Origin of the sequence: Pseudomonas sp. 1 R 17 (genome assembly GCF_900067035.1) — a bacterium.
Classification (GTDB): domain Bacteria; phylum Pseudomonadota; class Gammaproteobacteria; order Pseudomonadales; family Pseudomonadaceae; genus Aquipseudomonas; species Aquipseudomonas marginalis.
This window is the reverse complement of the sequence record NZ_FKLB01000043.1, coordinates 17,499-33,568: the sequence shown is the minus strand read 5'-3', so window position 1 is coordinate 33,568 and position 16,070 is coordinate 17,499. Positions and strand designations below refer to the sequence as shown.

At 62.8% G+C, this 16,070-nt stretch carries 15 protein-coding genes; 7 read left to right on the top strand and 8 right to left on the bottom strand.

Annotation, left to right across the window (positions count from 1 at the left end; translation table 11 throughout):
* The 3 genes from BFP99_RS15670 to araH all read left to right on the top strand — a co-directional run.
* Positions 1-876, top strand: an 876-nt coding sequence (locus BFP99_RS15670) for a substrate-binding domain-containing protein (RefSeq protein ID WP_065924821.1), incomplete at its 5' end; no start/stop codon positions are given.
* Positions 873-2,375 carry an L-arabinose ABC transporter ATP-binding protein AraG gene (gene araG / locus BFP99_RS15665; protein ID WP_065925855.1) on the top strand — a complete coding sequence of 501 codons (1,503 nt, stop codon included), beginning with the start codon at positions 873-875 and terminating at the stop codon, positions 2,373-2,375. The genes BFP99_RS15670 and araG, both read left to right, overlap by 4 nt.
* 9 nt (positions 2,376-2,384) lie before the next feature.
* Positions 2,385-3,353: an L-arabinose ABC transporter permease AraH gene (araH, locus tag BFP99_RS15660; protein WP_065925854.1), complete on the top strand. Its 969-nt coding sequence runs from the start codon at positions 2,385-2,387 to the stop codon at positions 3,351-3,353.
* A 194-nt stretch (positions 3,354-3,547) separates the two neighbouring features.
* Here araH and BFP99_RS15655 read toward each other — a convergent pair whose 3' ends face one another.
* On the bottom strand, positions 3,548-4,696 hold the full coding sequence (locus BFP99_RS15655; protein ID WP_065923809.1) for an aldose epimerase family protein: 1,149 nt from the start codon (positions 4,694-4,696) through the stop codon (positions 3,548-3,550).
* 136 nt (positions 4,697-4,832) lie between these two features.
* Between BFP99_RS15655 and BFP99_RS15650 the strand changes: the two genes are divergently transcribed.
* Positions 4,833-5,600 carry an SDR family NAD(P)-dependent oxidoreductase gene (locus BFP99_RS15650; protein ID WP_065947657.1) on the top strand — a complete coding sequence of 256 codons (768 nt, stop codon included), beginning with the start codon at positions 4,833-4,835 and terminating at the stop codon, positions 5,598-5,600.
* Positions 5,601-5,735: 135 nt separating this feature from the next.
* On the opposite strand, the gene BFP99_RS15645 is transcribed toward BFP99_RS15650, so the two are convergent.
* Together BFP99_RS15645 and mug are read right to left on the bottom strand one after the other, a co-directional pair.
* Entirely contained in the window at positions 5,736-6,332 is a 597-nt protein-coding gene (locus tag BFP99_RS15645; protein WP_065947656.1) for a glutathione S-transferase, read from the bottom strand.
* A gap of 37 nt (positions 6,333-6,369) precedes the next feature.
* Complete coding sequence (gene mug, locus BFP99_RS15640) at positions 6,370-6,882, bottom strand: G/U mismatch-specific DNA glycosylase (RefSeq protein ID WP_065923815.1); 513 nt, start codon at positions 6,880-6,882, stop codon at positions 6,370-6,372.
* Between the two features lie 79 nt (positions 6,883-6,961).
* Here mug and yghU point away from each other — a divergent pair, with 79 nt between their 5' ends.
* Positions 6,962-7,798 (top strand): glutathione-dependent disulfide-bond oxidoreductase, encoded by an 837-nt coding sequence (yghU, locus tag BFP99_RS15635; RefSeq protein WP_065923812.1) that lies wholly within the window; start codon positions 6,962-6,964, stop codon positions 7,796-7,798.
* A gap of 47 nt (positions 7,799-7,845) precedes the next feature.
* Here the strand turns inward: yghU and BFP99_RS15630 are convergent, their stop codons facing one another.
* The 3 genes from BFP99_RS15630 to BFP99_RS15620 are packed head-to-tail and all read right to left on the bottom strand — an operon-like array spanning position 7,846 to position 10,587.
* Positions 7,846-8,772, bottom strand: coding sequence for a sugar ABC transporter substrate-binding protein (locus BFP99_RS15630; protein ID WP_027607581.1), 927 nt, complete (start codon positions 8,770-8,772; stop codon positions 7,846-7,848).
* Positions 8,773-8,791: 19 nt separating this feature from the next.
* Complete coding sequence (locus tag BFP99_RS15625) at positions 8,792-9,571, bottom strand: TIM barrel protein (protein WP_065947655.1); 780 nt, start codon at positions 9,569-9,571, stop codon at positions 8,792-8,794.
* A complete protein-coding gene (locus BFP99_RS15620) occupies positions 9,571-10,587 on the bottom strand; it encodes a Gfo/Idh/MocA family oxidoreductase (protein WP_065923814.1) in 1,017 nt (338 codons plus the stop codon). Before BFP99_RS15620 ends, BFP99_RS15625 begins: the two co-directional genes overlap by 1 nt.
* 185 nt (positions 10,588-10,772) lie before the next feature.
* On the opposite strand from BFP99_RS15620, the gene BFP99_RS15615 reads away from it, so the two are divergent.
* On the top strand, positions 10,773-12,746 hold the full coding sequence (locus BFP99_RS15615) for a sigma-54 interaction domain-containing protein (RefSeq protein ID WP_065947654.1): 1,974 nt from the start codon (positions 10,773-10,775) through the stop codon (positions 12,744-12,746).
* 295 nt (positions 12,747-13,041) lie between these two features.
* Here the strand turns inward: BFP99_RS15615 and BFP99_RS15610 are convergent, their stop codons facing one another.
* The gene (locus BFP99_RS15610) at positions 13,042-13,338 is read right to left on the bottom strand and encodes a DUF6124 family protein (protein WP_053128775.1); all 297 of its coding nucleotides are present in this window, start codon (positions 13,336-13,338) and stop codon (positions 13,042-13,044) included.
* Between the two features lie 401 nt (positions 13,339-13,739).
* Positions 13,740-14,789: a LacI family DNA-binding transcriptional regulator gene (locus BFP99_RS15605; RefSeq protein ID WP_065947653.1), complete on the bottom strand. Its 1,050-nt coding sequence runs from the start codon at positions 14,787-14,789 to the stop codon at positions 13,740-13,742.
* Between the two features lie 162 nt (positions 14,790-14,951).
* Between BFP99_RS15605 and BFP99_RS15600 the strand changes: the two genes are divergently transcribed.
* Entirely contained in the window at positions 14,952-16,046 is a 1,095-nt protein-coding gene (locus tag BFP99_RS15600) for a fatty acid desaturase family protein (protein ID WP_065947652.1), read from the top strand.
* The last annotated feature ends 24 nt before the right edge of the window (positions 16,047-16,070 follow it).

Sequence of the window (16,070 nt, the reverse complement as noted above, 5' to 3'; positions counted from 1 at the left end):
CCGTGGTTCCAGACCGAATGGGCCTTTGCCGAAAAAGCCGGCAAGGAACATGGCTTTACCGTGATCAAGATCGCCGTGCCCGATGGCGAGAAAACCCTCTCGGCCATCGACAGCCTGGCCGCCAACGGCGCCAAGGGCTTTGTGATCTGCCCGCCGGATGTGTCCCTGGGCCCGGCCATCGTCGCCAAGGCCAAGGCCAACGGCCTGAAAGTGATTGCCGTGGATGATCGCTTTGTCGACGCCAAGGGCAACTTCATGGAAGACGTGCCGTACCTGGGCATGGCCGCGTTTGAAGTGGGCCAGAAACAAGGCGCGGCCATGGCCGCCGAAGCGAAAAAACGCGGTTGGGACTGGAAGGACACCTACGCGGTGATCAACACCTTCAATGAACTCGACACCGGCAAAAAACGCACCGATGGCTCGATCAAATCCCTGGAAGAAGCCGGCATTCCCAAGGACCATATCCTCACCGCCGCGCTGAAAACCCTCGACGTCCCCGGCAGCATGGACGCCACCAACTCGGCCCTGGTCAAGCTGCCCAGCGGCGCGAAAAACCTGATCATCGGCGGCATGAACGACAACACCGTGCTCGGCGGCGTGCGCGCCACTGAAAGCGCCGGTTTCGCCGCCGCCAATGTGATCGGCATCGGCATCAATGGCACCGACGCCATCGGCGAATTGAAGAAGGCCAACAGCGGCTTCTTCGGCTCCATGCTGCCAAGCCCGCACATCGAAGGCTACAACACCGCGCTGATGATGTACGAGTGGGTCACCAAGGGCACCGAACCGCCGAAGTACACGGCCATGGATGAAGTGACCCTGATCACCCGCGCCAACTTCCAGGAAGAACTGACCAAGATCGGGCTGTGGAAATGACGGCGGCGGCCCTGCGTTTCGACGCTATCGGCAAAACCTTTCCCGGGGTCAAGGCGCTGGACGGCATCAGCTTCACCGCCCACCCGGGGCAGGTGCACGCCCTGATGGGCGAGAACGGTGCGGGCAAGTCGACGCTGCTGAAGATCCTCGGCGGCGCCTATATTCCCAGCAGCGGCACGGTGCAGATCGGCGCGCAGACCATGGCGTTCAAATGCGCCGCCGACAGCATCGCCAGCGGCGTGGCGGTGATCCACCAGGAGCTGCACCTGGTGCCGGAAATGACCGTCGCCGAAAACCTGTTCCTCGGGCATTTGCCCTCGCGCTTCGGCGTGGTCAACCGGGGCCTGTTGCGCAAGCAGGCCCTGGCTTGCCTCAAGGGCCTGGCGGATGAAATCGACCCCGAGGAAAAACTCGGGCGCCTGTCCCTGGGCCAGCGCCAACTGGTGGAAATTGCCAAGGCGCTGTCCCGTGGCGCCCATGTGATTGCCTTCGACGAACCGACCAGCAGCCTGTCGGCGCGGGAGATCGACCGCTTGATGGCGATCATTACGCGCCTGCGGGACGAGGGCAAAGTGGTGCTCTACGTGTCGCACCGCATGGAAGAGGTGTTCCGCATCTGCAACGCGGTCACGGTGTTCAAGGACGGCCGTTACGTGCGCACCTTCGACGACATGAGCGCGTTGACCCACGACCAGTTGGTGACCTGCATGGTCGGCCGCGACATCCAGGACATCTACGACTACCGCCCGCGCGAGCACGGTGAGGTGGCGCTCAAGGTCGACGGTTTGCTGGGTCCGGGTTTGCGTGAGCCGGTCAGTTTTGAGGTGCGCAAGGGCGAGATTCTCGGTCTGTTCGGCCTGGTGGGGGCAGGGCGCACGGAGTTGTTCCGTTTGCTCAGCGGCTTGGAACGCGCCAGCGCCGGCAGCCTTGAGTTATGCGGGGAGGCCCTGCAACTGCGCTCACCCCGCGACGCCATCGCCGCCGGTGTGCTGCTGTGCCCGGAAGATCGCAAGAAGGAAGGCATCATTCCGCTGTCCAGCGTCGCCGAGAACATCAATATCAGCGCCCGTGGAGCCCACTCTTCGTTCGGCTGGTTGCTGCGCGATGGCTGGGAGAAGGGCAATGCCGACCAGCAGATCAAGGCAATGAAGGTCAAAACCCCGACTGCCGCGCAAAAGATCATGTACCTGTCCGGCGGCAACCAGCAGAAAGCCATTCTTGGCCGCTGGCTGTCGATGCCCATGAAGGTCCTGCTGCTGGACGAGCCGACCCGCGGCATCGACATCGGCGCCAAGGCCGAGATCTACCAGATTATCCATAACCTCGCTGCCCAGGGCATTGCGGTGATCGTGGTGTCCAGCGACCTGATGGAAGTGATGGGCATCTCCGACCGCATCCTGGTGCTGTGCGAAGGCGCGATGCGCGGCGAACAGACCCGCGAACACGCGACCGAATCCAACCTGCTGCAACTGGCCCTGCCGCGCGGCCTGGCGAACTGAGAGAAGACCATGACGACTCAAAACAACGCGCTGCCGACGGCACGCAAACCCCTCGATATGCGCGCACTGCTCGACAACTGGGCGATGTTGCTGGCAGCGGTGGGCATCTTTGTCCTGTGCGCCTTGCTCATCGATAACTTCCTTTCGCCGTTGAACATGCGCGGCCTGGGCCTGGCGATTTCCACCGTGGGCATCGCCGCCTGCACCATGCTGTTCTGCCTGGCATCGGGGCACTTCGACTTGTCGGTAGGCTCGGTGATTGCCTGCGCCGGCGTGGTGGCGGCGATTGTGATGCGCGATACCGACAGCGTCATGCTGGGCATTGGCGCGGCGCTGCTGATGGGCCTGGTCGTGGGGCTGATCAACGGCATCGTGATCGCCAAGCTGCGGGTCAATGCGTTGATCACCACCTTGGCGACCATGCAGATCGTGCGCGGCCTGGCCTATATCTTTGCCGACGGCAAGGCGGTGGGGGTGTCCCAGGATCAGTTCTTTATCTTTGGCAATGGCCAACTGCTGGGCGTGCCGGTGCCGATCCTGATCACCATCGTGTGCTTCCTGTTTTTCGGCTGGCTGCTCAACTACACCACCTACGGGCGCAACACCATGGCCATCGGCGGTAACCCGGAAGCGGCGTTGCTGGCGGGGGTGAATGTCGACCGCACCAAGATCCTGATCTTCGCCGTGCACGGCCTGATCGGCGCATTGGCCGGGGTGATCCTCGCCTCGCGCATGACCTCGGGCCAGCCGATGATCGGCCAGGGTTTCGAGCTGACGGTGATTTCCGCCTGCGTGCTGGGCGGGGTGTCGCTGAGCGGCGGCATCGGCATGATCCGCCATGTGATTGCCGGGGTGTTGATTTTGGCGATCATCGAGAACGCGATGAACCTGAAGAACATCGACACCTTCTACCAGTATGTGATCCGCGGTTCGATCCTGCTGCTGGCGGTGGTCATCGACCGCATGAAACAACGCTGATTGTGGTAAGCAGGCCCGTCGTAGTGAGCGGGCTTGCCCCGCGCTGGGGCGCGAAGCGGCCCCAACACAGTCACTGCATTCTTCCAGGCTGAACCGGGTGGCGGGTTTTAGGGCCGCTTCGCGCCCCAACGCGGGGCAAGCCCGCTCACCACAAAAAAAGCCCGCTTCGTTAACCGAAGCGGGTTGCTGTCAGGTTAATCAGCGGAGAACTTGAAGACGGTGTTCTGGGTATACGTCTGCCCCGGATTCAAACGGGTCGAGGCAAACGTCGGCTGGTTAGGCGCATCCGGAAAGTGCTGGGTCTCCAAGGTGAAACCACTCCAGTGCAGGTAGGTCTTGCCACCTTTGCCCTTCACCGAACCATCCAGGAAGTTGCTGGTATAGAACTGCACGCCCGGTTCGCTGGTGTAGAGCTGCAAGCGCCGGCCTGACGCCGGGTCGTGCACCTCGGCGGCGAGTTGCTTGACGTCGCCCTTGGTGTCCAGCGCCCAGTTGAAGTCAAACCCGCCCTGTTTCGGCTCGGCAAATTTGAGCTGCGGGTGATCTTCCTTGATGTGCTGGCCGATCGGGGTGGGCTTGAGGAAGTCCATCGGCGTGCCCTTGACCGGTGCCAGTTCGCCGGTAGGAATCAAGGTGGCATTCACCGGGGTGTAATGGCTGGCATGCAATGTAGTGACGTGCTTGAGGATGTCGCCGTTACCCGCACCGGCCAGGTTGAAGTAGCTGTGGTTGGTGAGGTTGAGTACCGTCGGCTTGTCAGTGGTGGCCTTGTAGTCGATGTGCAGTTCGTTCTTGTCGTTGAGGCGATAGGTGACTTCGGTTTTCAAATTACCGGGAAAGCCCATCTCGCCGTCCTTGGACAGGTAGCTCAGCTTCACGCCGACCGAATCCTTGTCCTTGACCGGCTCGGCCTTCCACACCTGCTTGTCGAAGCCCTGGGCGCCGCCATGCAGTGAGTTGGGGCCGTCGTTGAGCGGCACCTGGAAGCGCTTGCCGTCGAGTTCAAAGGCGCCGCCGGCCAGGCGATTGCCGAAGCGGCCAATGGTTGCGCCGAAAAACGCCGTACCGCTTTGATAGCCTTGCACGTCGTCAAAGCCCAGCACCACGTCGTCGACCTTGCCGTTTTTGTCCGGCACTTTCAGCGATTGCAACACGCCGCCGTAGGTGATCACCGTGGCTTGCATGCCGTGGCTGTTGCGCAGGATGTACTGTTCGACGGCGGTGCCGTCGTTGGTTTTACCGAAAGGTTTTTGCTCGCTGCTCAGGCCGGCCGCCTGGGCGCCGCCGCTGGCGATCATCATGGACAGCGCCAGGCCGGACAGCAGGTATCGAGGGTGCTTCATGGTCGAACTTCCTTTTGTTGTTTTGAGTGGAATAGTTCTACTAATAGCTATATTTTGTCGGTTGGACAGCGAATTTATAGCCTTTAAAGCCGATTTCGTAAAATAAAATAAGACTAATTGATCGAGGCATCCTTTTATGAGTACTGAACACGCCGTTTATCCCGACCTCAAGGGCAAGACCGTATTGATTTCCGGGGGCGCCTCGGGGATCGGCGAATTCATGGTGCGGGCCTTCGCCGCGCAGGGTGCCAGGGTCGGGTTTGTGGACCGCGCGCAAAGCCAGGGCGAACGCCTGGCGGCGCTGTTGAGTTCCCAGGGGCATGCTGTGGAGTTCGTGTGCTGCGACATCACCGATGAAATCGCCTACAAAGCGGCCATAGGGCGCTTCGAGCATTCCCTGGGGCCGATCAGCGTACTGGTGAACAACGCCGCCAATGACGTGCGCCACACCCTGGAAGAAGTCGATTCGGAAACCTTCGACAAGCTGATCTCAGTCAACCTCAAACACGCCTTCTTTGCCGCCAAGGCCGTGGTGCCGATGATGAAACACGCCGGCAGCGGCTCGATCATCAACCTCGGCTCCGTCGGCTGGATGATGGCCTCCGCCGGCTACCCGGTGTACGCCGCCAGCAAGGCCGCCGCCCACGGCATGACCCGCGCGCTGGCACGGGAGCTGGGGCCGAACCGTATCCGTGTGAACACGCTGGTGCCCGGTTGGGTGATGACCGAAAAACAGCTGTCCATGTGGGTGGATGACGCCGCCAAGGAACTGATCAGCCGCAGCCAGTGCCTGCCCGGCAGCGTACTGCCGGAACACATCGCCAATATGGCGCTGTTTCTTGCTTCCGATGCCTCGGCGATGTGTTCGGCGCAGAACTTTATTGTGGATGGCGGCTGGGTCTGAGCCTGACTCAATCCTTCATGCAACCCAGGCCAATGTGGGAGGGGGCTTGCCCCGATAGCAGTCTTTCAGTAATACATCTGCTGACTGACACACCGCTATCGGGGCAAGCCCCCTCCCACATTTGAACTGCGGTGCTTAGGCGATGGGGTAACGCTTGAACGCCGGATGCTGCTCCAGCCTTTCGGCATGCCGTTGCAGGTTGGGAAATGCATCCGCCTTGACCACCGATGCCACGGTGAACTGGCTGAACGACCAGGCCACCGCCGCCGTAATCGACGCCTGGGTCAGTGCTTCGCTGTCGCCCAGCTGCTTCTCCAGCAATCCATAGGCCGCGAGCAATTGGCCGGTCACGCGCTCAAGCCACGGTGCATGCAGTTTCTCGGCCGGGCGCAGGTTGTGTTCATAGACGATCTGCACGCTCTTCTCACAGGCTGCCAGCGCCAGTCCCAGAACGTGCAAGTCCTTGGCAAGTGCCGCAGGATGCTGGGGCAACAGCTTCCTGTCAGCCGGGGCCAGGGTTTCGAGGTACTCCAGGATCAGGCTGGAGTCCATCAATACCGTGCCGTCGTTCAGCACCAGGGTAGGGGCCTTGACCACCGGGTTGATCTGCGCAAATTCGTCGAAGGTGCGGAACACGGACAAGGGTTCATGCACGAAATCCACCCCGTACAGGTCCAGGGAAATGGCCACGCGGCGCACGTAGGGCGAGTCCAGCATGCCGATCAGTTTCATGAAGCCTCCATTGCTATCAGGGTGACGAGCCAAGAGATTAAGGGCACTCGGTCGCCCGGCGCAATTGTTGATACGCCTGCACCAACTGCTCCAGGCTGAACGCCAGGTTGCGTCCGCTGGGATTGGGCAGCACCCACACTGACGCGCCGCCCAACACTTTTGGCTGCAAGCCCCAGGCGATCTCGCGTTGGCCGCTCAACGCGCTGTAGCCGGGCTTGCCCATGAACGCCACGAAGCGCGGCGCGCAGTGGCGGATCTTGTGTTCGAAGTTCGTCGCGGCCTGTGTGAACTCATGCCGTGCCAATTCGCCCGCGCTGGCCGTGGGACGATCCACCAACGTGGTCAGGCCGCAGTGGTAGTGCAGCAGCATACGCCCGTGTTCGGGGCGGATTTCATGGGGCGTGAAGCCGGCCAGGTGCAGGGTGCGCCAGAAGCGGTTGCTGCGGTTGGCGAAATGCAGGCCGAGGGCGGCGGAACCCTTGCCGGGGTTGATGCCGCAGAACACGACCTTCAGGTGATTGGCGAGGATATCTTCGAGTCTGTCGGCCATGTGGGGGTATCTGAATGTGAGCCAATCGGTAAGATGCGCTTTGAATTCATCCATCCCAAGCGCCTCAGGAGCAGTGAGCATGACCGATTCATCCAGCTATGTCCCACCCAAGGTCTGGACCTGGGACGCCGAAAGTGGCGGCACCTTCGCCAGCATCAACCGGCCCATCGCCGGCGCTACCCATGAAAAGCAATTGCCGGTCGGTAAGCATCCGCTGCAGCTGTATTCCCTGGCTACGCCCAACGGGCAGAAGGTCACCATCCTGCTCGAGGAACTGCTGGCCCTGGGGCACAGCGGCGCGGAATACGACGCCTGGCTGATCAAGATCGGCGACGGCGACCAGTTCGGCAGCGGCTTTGTCGGGGTCAACCCGAACTCGAAGATCCCGGCCTTGATGGACCACAGCGGCGCCCAGCCGATTCGCGTGTTCGAGTCCGGCGCGATCCTGCAGTACCTGGCCGAGAAGTTCGGCGCCTTTTTCCCCACCGAGCCTGGGGCCCGTGCGGAATGCCTGTCGTGGTTGTTCTGGCAGATGGGCAGCGCACCGTACCTGGGCGGCGGCTTCGGGCATTTCTATGCCTATGCGCCGAGCAAGATGGAATACCCGATCAACCGCTTTGCTATGGAAACCAAGCGCCAGCTGGATGTGCTGGACCAGCGCCTGGCCGTGAGCGAATACATCGCCGGGGATGAATACACCATCGCCGATATCGCCATCTGGCCGTGGTACGGCGGGTTGGTCAAAGGCCGCTTGTATGGGGCGGCGGAGTTTCTCTCGGTGCACGAGTACAAGCACGTACAGCGCTGGGCGGACGCGATTGAGGCGCGGCCGGCGGTGCAGCGTGGGCGGCGGGTGAATCGGGTGTCGGGCGAGGAACAGTTGCCCGAACGCCATGATGCAAGTGACCTGGACTGATTCGCAGATCGTTCCCACGCGCGTGGGAACGATCACTGATCTTCGATTTACTTGTAGCGCTGTTCGAACACCGCCACCTGTTCGGGCTTGATGAGCTCGAACGGCACCCACACCTCGGACTCGATCGGCTCGCCCTTGATCATCCTGATCGCCGACTGCACCGCCTGAGTGGCCTGGGCCTTGGGGTCCTGGAATACCGACGCCGTGAGCATGCCGCGCTTGATCGCCGCCAGGCCGTCGGGCAAGCCGTCGATGCCGATAATCGCGATCTCGCCCTTGGCCTTGCCCGCCTGTTGCAAGGCCATGGCCGCGCCAATCGCCATTTCATCGTTATTGGCCACAATCGCATCGAACTGCGTGCCGGCCAGCAGCCAGTTGCTGGTCAGGTCCATGCCCTTGTTGCGTTGCCACTCGGCGCTTTGCTGCTCCACCACCTTGATGCCGGGAAAGTCCTTGAGCACCTGCTTGACGCCTTCGGTACGGTCATGGGTGGCGTTCTGTGCGAGGTCGCCCATGATGATCGCCACATTGCCTTTGCCGCCGAGCTTTTCCGCGAGGTAGCGCATCTGCAATTGCCCGGCCTCGATATCGTTGGATGCCACGGTGACCACGCCCTTGGGCAAGGTGCGCTCATCCGGGTGGCGGTTGACGTACACCAGCGGCGTCTTGGCCGCCACGGCGGCGCGGGTCATGTTGGCGGTGGCGGCGGTGTCCACCGGCAGCACGATCACGGCGTCGACTTTCTGGTTGAGAAAACCTTCGACCTGGTTGAGCTGGCGCACCACGTCGCCCTGGGCGTCTTCGAACTGGATCTGCACGTCCTGTTGCTTGGCGGCATTTTCCAGGCCGGTGCGCACGTAGGTCATGAAGTTATCGTCGACCCGCGCGATGCTCACGCCGATGCGATACGCGGCGAAGGTCCATTGGCTGAACAGCAGTAAAAACGCAGCAACAAGCAATGAATAGCGATGCATGAGGGTGTTCCTTTTATTGTTATAGGGTGAACGCTTGACGGAAACGCTCCAGGGCCAACTCGCTGTCGCCGCTGGCCCAGCCTTCGAGGCCGACCACACCGGTGTAGCCCATGGCGTGCAGGGCCCTGGCGATGGCCGGGTAGTGGATTTCGCCGGTGCCAGGCTCCTTGCGTCCGGGCACGTCGGCCACCTGGATTTCACCGATGGCGCTGCCTGCGCGCTGGATCAGCTCGATCAGGTTTCCTTCGCCGATCTGCGCGTGGTACAGGTCCAGGTTCATCTTCAGGTGCGGGCTGCCCACGGCTTCGATCAGCGCCAGGGTGTCGTCGGCGCGGGCGAACGGGGTGCCGGGGTGGTCGACCTCGGTGTTGAGGTTTTCCAGCAGGAACACGCGGCCGGCGTCTTCGCCCAGGCGCGCGATTTTTTCCAGCGCCTTGCACGCGCTCAGCCACATGCGTCCGGTGGTCTGGCCCACGGGCTGCACCGGCAGGCCGCCGTCACCCAGGCCGGTGCCGTGCAGGTTGAGGCTGGGGCAATTCAGGCGCTCGGCGACGCCGATGGATTCGCGCGCGCTGTCGAGCAGTTGGCGGATGCCGTCGGGGTCGGTGAGGGTGCCGCTGATATAGCCGGTCATCGAGGTGAAATCGGCGCCGGTGGCGGCCAGGGCGCTGATGTCTTTATTGGTCCAATTCCAGATCTCCGCGCTGAAACCCAGTGCATGGATGCGCTTCACGCGCTCGACGAAGGGCAGGTCGAGAAACACCATCTCGGCACTGATCGCCAGTTTGAACGGGCTCATCAGCGGGCTCCCTGCACGGCCACGGCCTTGCCGGTCTCGAACGACTCGATACAGGCGCGGGCAATCGCCAGGGCGGCGCGCGCGTCTTCGCCACTGGCCATGGGTTTGGCGCCGGTGCGTAGGCAGTCGACAAAGTGGTTGAGTTCGGCGATGTAGGCGTCGCGCAGCAGGTCGGTGTCCATGCGCTGGGTGTCGGCCTGGATGCCCTCGGCCAGGTAGCGCACCAGGTCGGAGTCGTTGAGGCTGCCCATGCTCAGCATGCCGGCGCTGCCGAACACTTCGCCGCGCACGTCGTAGCCGTACACCGCCTGGAAGTTGGCCTCGGCGGTGGCGATGGCGCCGTTGTCGAAGCGGATCGCGACCACGGCGGTGTCGAGGAAGCCTTTGCTTTTGTACTCCGGCGCGATCAATGCGTCGGCCATCACATACACCTGCACCGCTTCGGCACCGGGGTTGAGGTAGCGCAGGGTGTCGAAGTCGTGGATCAGGGTTTCCAGGAAGATCACCCATTGCGGCGAATTGGCCGGGTTGTTGAGTGCCGGGTCGCGGGTCAGCGAACGCAACAACTGCGGCGTGCCGATGCGGCCGGCCGCCACATCGAGGTGGGCCGTGCGGAAGCTCTTGGCGAAACGCCGATTGAAACCGACCTGCAGCGGCACGCGCGCATCGGCCGCGGCGGCAATGGCGCGGTCGGCTTCGTCGAGGGTGATGGCCATGGGTTTTTCGCAGAAGATCCCCTTGCCCGCGCGGGCGGCGCTGATCACCAGTTCGGCGTGGCTGCGGGCGGGGGCGGCGATGAGGACGCCGTCGATGTCCGGGTCGTCGAGCAGCTGTTGCGGGTCGGTGTAGACCTTGGCTACCCCCAGTTCGGCCGCCAGGCGTGCGGCTTGGCCGGGAGTGGGGTCGGCGATGGCGGCGAGGGTTGCGCCAGGGATGTGTCGCGCAGCGGTCAGGCCGTGGAAACTGCCCATGCGACCCGCGCCGATCAAGCCCAGGCGGATGTTCTGTGTACTCATGAAATAACCCCTTTTTATTGTTGGCCGCAGGACAGCCCTGACTGGCAAAGGGGCAGGAGCAAAGGTTATGCCAATTTACAAGCGACTGATAATTAAGGGTTTATAAAATACAATAAACAGAAGGTGTTCATTCTGATGACATGCCTATACTGACATGTCAAAAACATGAACATGGATACCGCCCGATGAGCATGGCGTTCAGCGTACAAGACCTCGACTACCTGACGGCCCTGGGGCCTGCGGCGCTGAACGACGGCCCCGTGGCTGCGCTGGAACAGGCGTGGCGCGCGTGCCTGGCCGGGCAGGTGCAGCGCCCGGCCGAGGTGCGGCAGGTGATCTGGGATTCCTGGCGCCGCAGTGTCGAGGCGGGTATCGACCCGGATGACAGCCAGTACCGCTTTGTGGCGCCCCACGACCTTGCTGCCACCCTGGCCACCCACCGTGTCCTGATCGCCGCCGCTGCGCAGGTCATGCATGGCCTGCTGGCCTATAACCCGCGAGGGCATATCAACCTCACCGACGCCGAGGGCACCACCCTGTATTTCTGCGGGCTGGACATCACCCCCGTCGGCAGCCGCCTGCTCGAATCGGTCCAGGGCACCAACTGCACGGGCCTGGCCCTGGCCGAAGACCGCCTGGTGTACGTGCTGGCCGAGGAGAACTTCGGCAGCGGCCTGCGCCAACGCCGTATGCACTGCGCCGCCGCGCCGATCAGGAATGCCCAGGGCCAGACCCTGGCGATGCTGACCCTCACCGCCGAACCCGGCTGGTTTCACTTTCACACCCTCGGCACCGTGCAAGCGGCTGCCGAAGCGGTCTCCCGCCAGATGGACCTGCAAGCGCTGTTGGAAGAGCAGCAAACCGTGCTCGAAGTGCTTAACGAAGGCCTGGTGGTGCTCGATGAGCGCGGCTGCATCAAGGCGCTCAACCGTTATGCCCGGCAACTGTTCGGGGTGGGGCTGGAGCTGATCGGCAGCCCCTTCCAGCGCCTGGGCCGCAGTGAGCTGAGTGACGCCATGCTTCTACGCGGCGGCGAGCCGGTGCGTGACCTCGATTGCACCTTCCACCTGCACGACCGCAGCCAGCTCGCCTGCCTGGTCTCGGTGTGCCCGCTGGAGCAGGGCGGGGTGATCGTGTCCCTGCGCGAGAACCGCCGCATCCGTGAAATCACCCGGCGCATCATCAGCACCCAGGCGCGCTACACCTTCGACACGATCCAGGGCACGTCGCGGGCGATCCAGGACGCGCTGCACCTGGGACGCATCGCCAGTCGCAGTGAATCCACCACCCTGATCCTCGGCGAAAGCGGCACCGGCAAGGAGCTGTTCGCCCAGGCCATCCACAACGCCAGCGACCGCGCCAATGGCCCGTTCGTGGCGGTCAACTGCGGCGCGATCCCACGGGACCTGGTGCAGAGCGAGCTGTTCGGGCACGTCGAAGGCGCGTTTACCGGCTCGGCCCGGGGCGGGTCGGCGGGCAAGTTTGAACTGGCGGATGGCGGCACCATCTTTCTGGATGAGATTGGCGATATGTCCTTCGACGCTCAGGTCAGCCTGCTGCGGGTGTTGCAGGAAGGCGAGATCACCCGCGTCGGCGCGAAAAGCTCACGGCCAGTGGACGTACGCATCATCGCCGCCACCCACCGCAACCTCAGCCAGGCGGTGGCCGAAGGCGCGTTCCGTGAAGACCTCTACTACCGCCTCAACGTCCTGAACCTGACCGTACCGCCGCTGCGCATGCGCCGTGAAGACATCCCGTTGCTGGCGCGGCACTTCCTCACGCGCTGCGCGCGTTCGCTGCGTAAAGCGGTGCAGGGCTTTGCCCCGGATGCGCTGGAATTGCTCTCGGCCTACGCCTGGCCAGGCAATGTGCGCGAGTTGGAAAACAGCATCGAACGCGCCACCAACCTGGCGACGGGCGAACTGATCCAGGCCGCCGATCTACCCCTGGAAACCAGACCGCGCGCCACGCTGCGCCACCACGAACCTCAGCCCGCCCAGGACCTGAGCAGCCACGAAATGCACGCCATCGTCGCCGCCCTCAAAAGCACCGGCGGCAACATCCGCCTGGCCGCCCGGCAACTGAACGTATCGCGGGGTGGGCTGTACAACAAGATGAGTCGGTTCGGGCTGAATGCCGCAGATTTTCGCGGCGCGTAAGATCGAAATGTGGCTCAACGCTGAAAGCGCGGCGGATAGGGCTGTCGTGGTGAGCGGGCTTGTCCCGCGCTGGGCTGCGCAGCAGCCCCAAAACCAGCCTCTACAGAGTGTCTGATACACCGCGATCTTCTTGACTGGGGCTGCTACGCAGCCCAACGCGGGACAAGCCCGCTCGCCACAGGGAGATTTGTCAGGGTCTGAAAAGTTGTGTAGATACCCTTGCCCCGATAGCGGAGTGTCAGTTGACATCTACTTAACTGACCCACCGCCATCGGGAGCAAGCCCCCCCACATGTCTAACCGCGTTTCAGGCAGTTGATGGAGCGATCCACAGTGGTTTTGGCAATTTCCAGCAAATGCCACACCGCCAAGATCTTCGCCCGCTCCGGGCTTTCCAGTTGCTCCCCACAATCCAACGCAGTCGCCGACGCACTGTCGAGCAAACTGGCGGTGTAGAGCAGGGCATCTTCAAAGCTCAGGTCTTCGTTGACGGAGTGAAAGCCTTGGGTGGGGAGATAGTGATCGATGGCGCGGTTGAACGCGGCGCGGTCTTTGGCGGGATCGTGGGGTGGATCGGGTAGGACTTTGTTCATGGTGTAATTCCAACTGGTAGGTAAGGAACCGAACCTTTCGCGACTAAACGTCGGGTGGCGGCTGTACGCAGGTTAGTCGACCGGCCAGTTGAACCCGGCGCACCCGAAGGTGCCCTGCGCACAGCCACCATGAACATGGCGACAGCTTGCGCAAACTGGTAACGGGCGACTAAACCCGATCACTGATGAGCAGTGACGGACCGCAGACTAGCCACCGATTCCAGCAGGCACAAGGCGGCCAGGATTGTCTAGGAAACGTCCTGCAATTAAAAGGGACCGGCCTTGCTGGCCCTTTACAAACCATGACAAAACGCCACCTGCCCACCAATGGAACGCGGTCAATGTGGGAGGGGCGGTGCGACGATTCGACTTGCCCCCTCCCACCTTTTGATCTCCATGTATCAGGCACATATGTTCTCCGAGGTCACAATCTGCGGCGCGATATGCACCCGATGCCGCCCCGGATCAAACCCCTCGGCACTCTGCAATTCCACCAGCAACTGCACCAGCGCGTTCGCCGTCTGCCTGGGCTGGGAATCCATCACCACATCGATCAACCCCTGGCTCAGCGCCTGGCGTGACAGCGCCGTGGACTCCTGCAAAATGCAGCACAACGCCGGGCGCTTGGGCAGTTGCGCGAGGGCGCTGATGATGCCGTCGCCGCCGCCGCCCACCACACACAAGCCGCGCAGGTCGGTGTGGCGGGTGAGCAGGTCGAGGGTGGCTTCTTCGGTGATGTCGCAGTTGTCCAGGTTGATCAGCGGCTCCAGCGGTTTGAGCCCCGGGGCGTGTTCGGCGAGGTAGCTGTGCAGGCCTTCGACCCGTGCCTGGTGACCGAGGAAGCGATGGCCCCCGAGCAGGATCCCCACGCTGCCTTTGCGTGCGCCGCAGGTGCGGGCGAGCAGCCAGCCCATGGTGCGCCCGACCACGTGGTTGTCCTGGCCCACATAGGGTTCAAGGGCTTGCTCATGAATATCCGAGAGCAGGGCCACCACCGGCACACCGGCCTCGCGGATCTGCGCCAGGCAGGCGTTGATCAGCGGGTGGGCGAAGCTGACCACCGCCAGGCCATCGCACTGCACGGCCAGTTGTTCGATCTGCGCGACGATGGCGCTGGGTGTGCGGTCGTTGATGTAGTCGAATTGGCAGGTCAGGTTGGCGGTGGCGTGATGCTGCGCCGCCTCGCTGATCGACTGCGCCAGGTGGGCATAGAACGCCTGGGCGGTGCCCAGCAGCAGGATGCCGAAGCGATAAGTCGGCCGGCGTTCGCGTATGCGTTGGCCGATCAGCCGCGCCGCAAAATAGCCCACCGCTTCGGCGGCCTGGAACACCTGCTCGGCCGTCTGCGGATTGACTGGCGCACGCGCATTCAGCACGCGGTCGACGGTGGCCACGCTGAGGCCCGCATGGGCGGCGACGGTGGCGATGGTCGGGCGTTTATTGTTGTTCATGACAGCCCCCTTGAGCGTCTTGATAGAAAACTATCAAGCCCCGCTGGGCCTGGATGATAGCTTGATAGGGAATGGATTCAAGGCCTTGAGAGTGATTTAGCCGCGCTCTATCGTTGGTTTCGCAAAGCACCTGAAACCTCTCGCTTGCGGAGAACAATAACAATGCCTGAACACACCGCTCACACCGCTCGGCGCGACTACAGCCTCACCGGCCCCGAAGCCGCCCGCGCGGCGGAAAAAGGCCTGGTCTCGGCCAGTTGGTACCAATCGCCGATTTCCCGTAAACGCATGAAAGAACTGATGCAACGCCGCGACGCCCCGGCCTTGCGCGACACCGCTATGTGGGTGAGTGCGCTGTTCGCCACCGGTTTCGGCGGCTACTGGTTCTGGGGCACGTGGGCCTGCGTGCCGTTCTTCCTCGCCTATGGCGTGCTGTACGGCACCGCGTCCAACCCGCGCTGGCACGAAACCGGCCACGGCACCGCGTTCAAGACCCGCTGGATGAACGACGTGCTGTACCAGGTCGCAAGCTTCATGTGCATCTTCGAACCCCACGTGTGGCGCTGGAGCCATGCCCGGCACCACACCGACACCATCGTCGTCGGCCGCGACCCGGAGATCGTCGAGCCACGCCCGCCGAGCCTGCCGATGATGTTTCTCAGCCTGTTCAACCTGCCCCTGGCCTGGAAGACCTTCAGCGGCGTGGCGCGCCATGCCATCGGCCAGATGAGTGCCCAGGAGGCGGACTTCATTCCCGAATCCGAGTGGCCGAAGGTGTTCCGTGCTGCGCGTATCTGGGTCGGCATTTATGCGCTGGTGATCGGCACCGCGTTGTACCTGCACAGCTGGCTGCCGCTGATGCTGGTCGGGCTGCCCAGTATCTACGGCGCCTGGCTCGGCTACGTGTTCGGCCTCACCCAGCATGTGGGCCTGGCCGAAGATGTGCTCGACCACCGCAGCAACTGCCGCACCATCTACATGAACCGCGTGCTGCGTTTTATCTACATGGACATGAACTACCACCTCGAACACCACATGTACCCGATGGTGCCGTACCACGCATTGGCGCAATTGCACGAAGAGATCCGCAGCGACTGCCCGCCGCCGTACGCCAACCTGTTCGAGGCGTACAGGGAGATCATCCCGACGATCTGGAAGCAGCGCAGCGATCCGACTTACTTCGTCCAGCGTCCCATCCGCCCCAGTGCTGAACCGGCCGCCAGGGCCCCGATGCATGCAGAAGCCACTGCCGGCTGAATCCCACCCAAGAACAAGAGAAAA

Coding starts and splice junctions, on each gene's coding strand:
- araG (WP_065925855.1), top strand. CDS start 873: ATGACGGCGGCGGCCCTGCGTTTCGACGCTATCGGCAAAACCTTTCCC.
- araH (WP_065925854.1), top strand. CDS start 2,385: ATGACGACTCAAAACAACGCGCTGCCGACGGCACGCAAACCCCTCGAT.
- BFP99_RS15655 (WP_065923809.1), bottom strand. CDS start 4,696: ATGAAGCACCCTCGATACCTGCTGTCCGGCCTGGCGCTGTCCATGATG.
- BFP99_RS15650 (WP_065947657.1), top strand. CDS start 4,833: ATGAGTACTGAACACGCCGTTTATCCCGACCTCAAGGGCAAGACCGTA.
- BFP99_RS15645 (WP_065947656.1), bottom strand. CDS start 6,332: ATGAAACTGATCGGCATGCTGGACTCGCCCTACGTGCGCCGCGTGGCC.
- mug (WP_065923815.1), bottom strand. CDS start 6,882: ATGGCCGACAGACTCGAAGATATCCTCGCCAATCACCTGAAGGTCGTG.
- yghU (WP_065923812.1), top strand. CDS start 6,962: ATGACCGATTCATCCAGCTATGTCCCACCCAAGGTCTGGACCTGGGAC.
- BFP99_RS15630 (WP_027607581.1), bottom strand. CDS start 8,772: ATGCATCGCTATTCATTGCTTGTTGCTGCGTTTTTACTGCTGTTCAGC.
- BFP99_RS15625 (WP_065947655.1), bottom strand. CDS start 9,571: ATGAGCCCGTTCAAACTGGCGATCAGTGCCGAGATGGTGTTTCTCGAC.
- BFP99_RS15620 (WP_065923814.1), bottom strand. CDS start 10,587: ATGAGTACACAGAACATCCGCCTGGGCTTGATCGGCGCGGGTCGCATG.
- BFP99_RS15615 (WP_065947654.1), top strand. CDS start 10,773: ATGAGCATGGCGTTCAGCGTACAAGACCTCGACTACCTGACGGCCCTG.
- BFP99_RS15610 (WP_053128775.1), bottom strand. CDS start 13,338: ATGAACAAAGTCCTACCCGATCCACCCCACGATCCCGCCAAAGACCGC.
- BFP99_RS15605 (WP_065947653.1), bottom strand. CDS start 14,789: ATGAACAACAATAAACGCCCGACCATCGCCACCGTCGCCGCCCATGCG.
- BFP99_RS15600 (WP_065947652.1), top strand. CDS start 14,952: ATGCCTGAACACACCGCTCACACCGCTCGGCGCGACTACAGCCTCACC.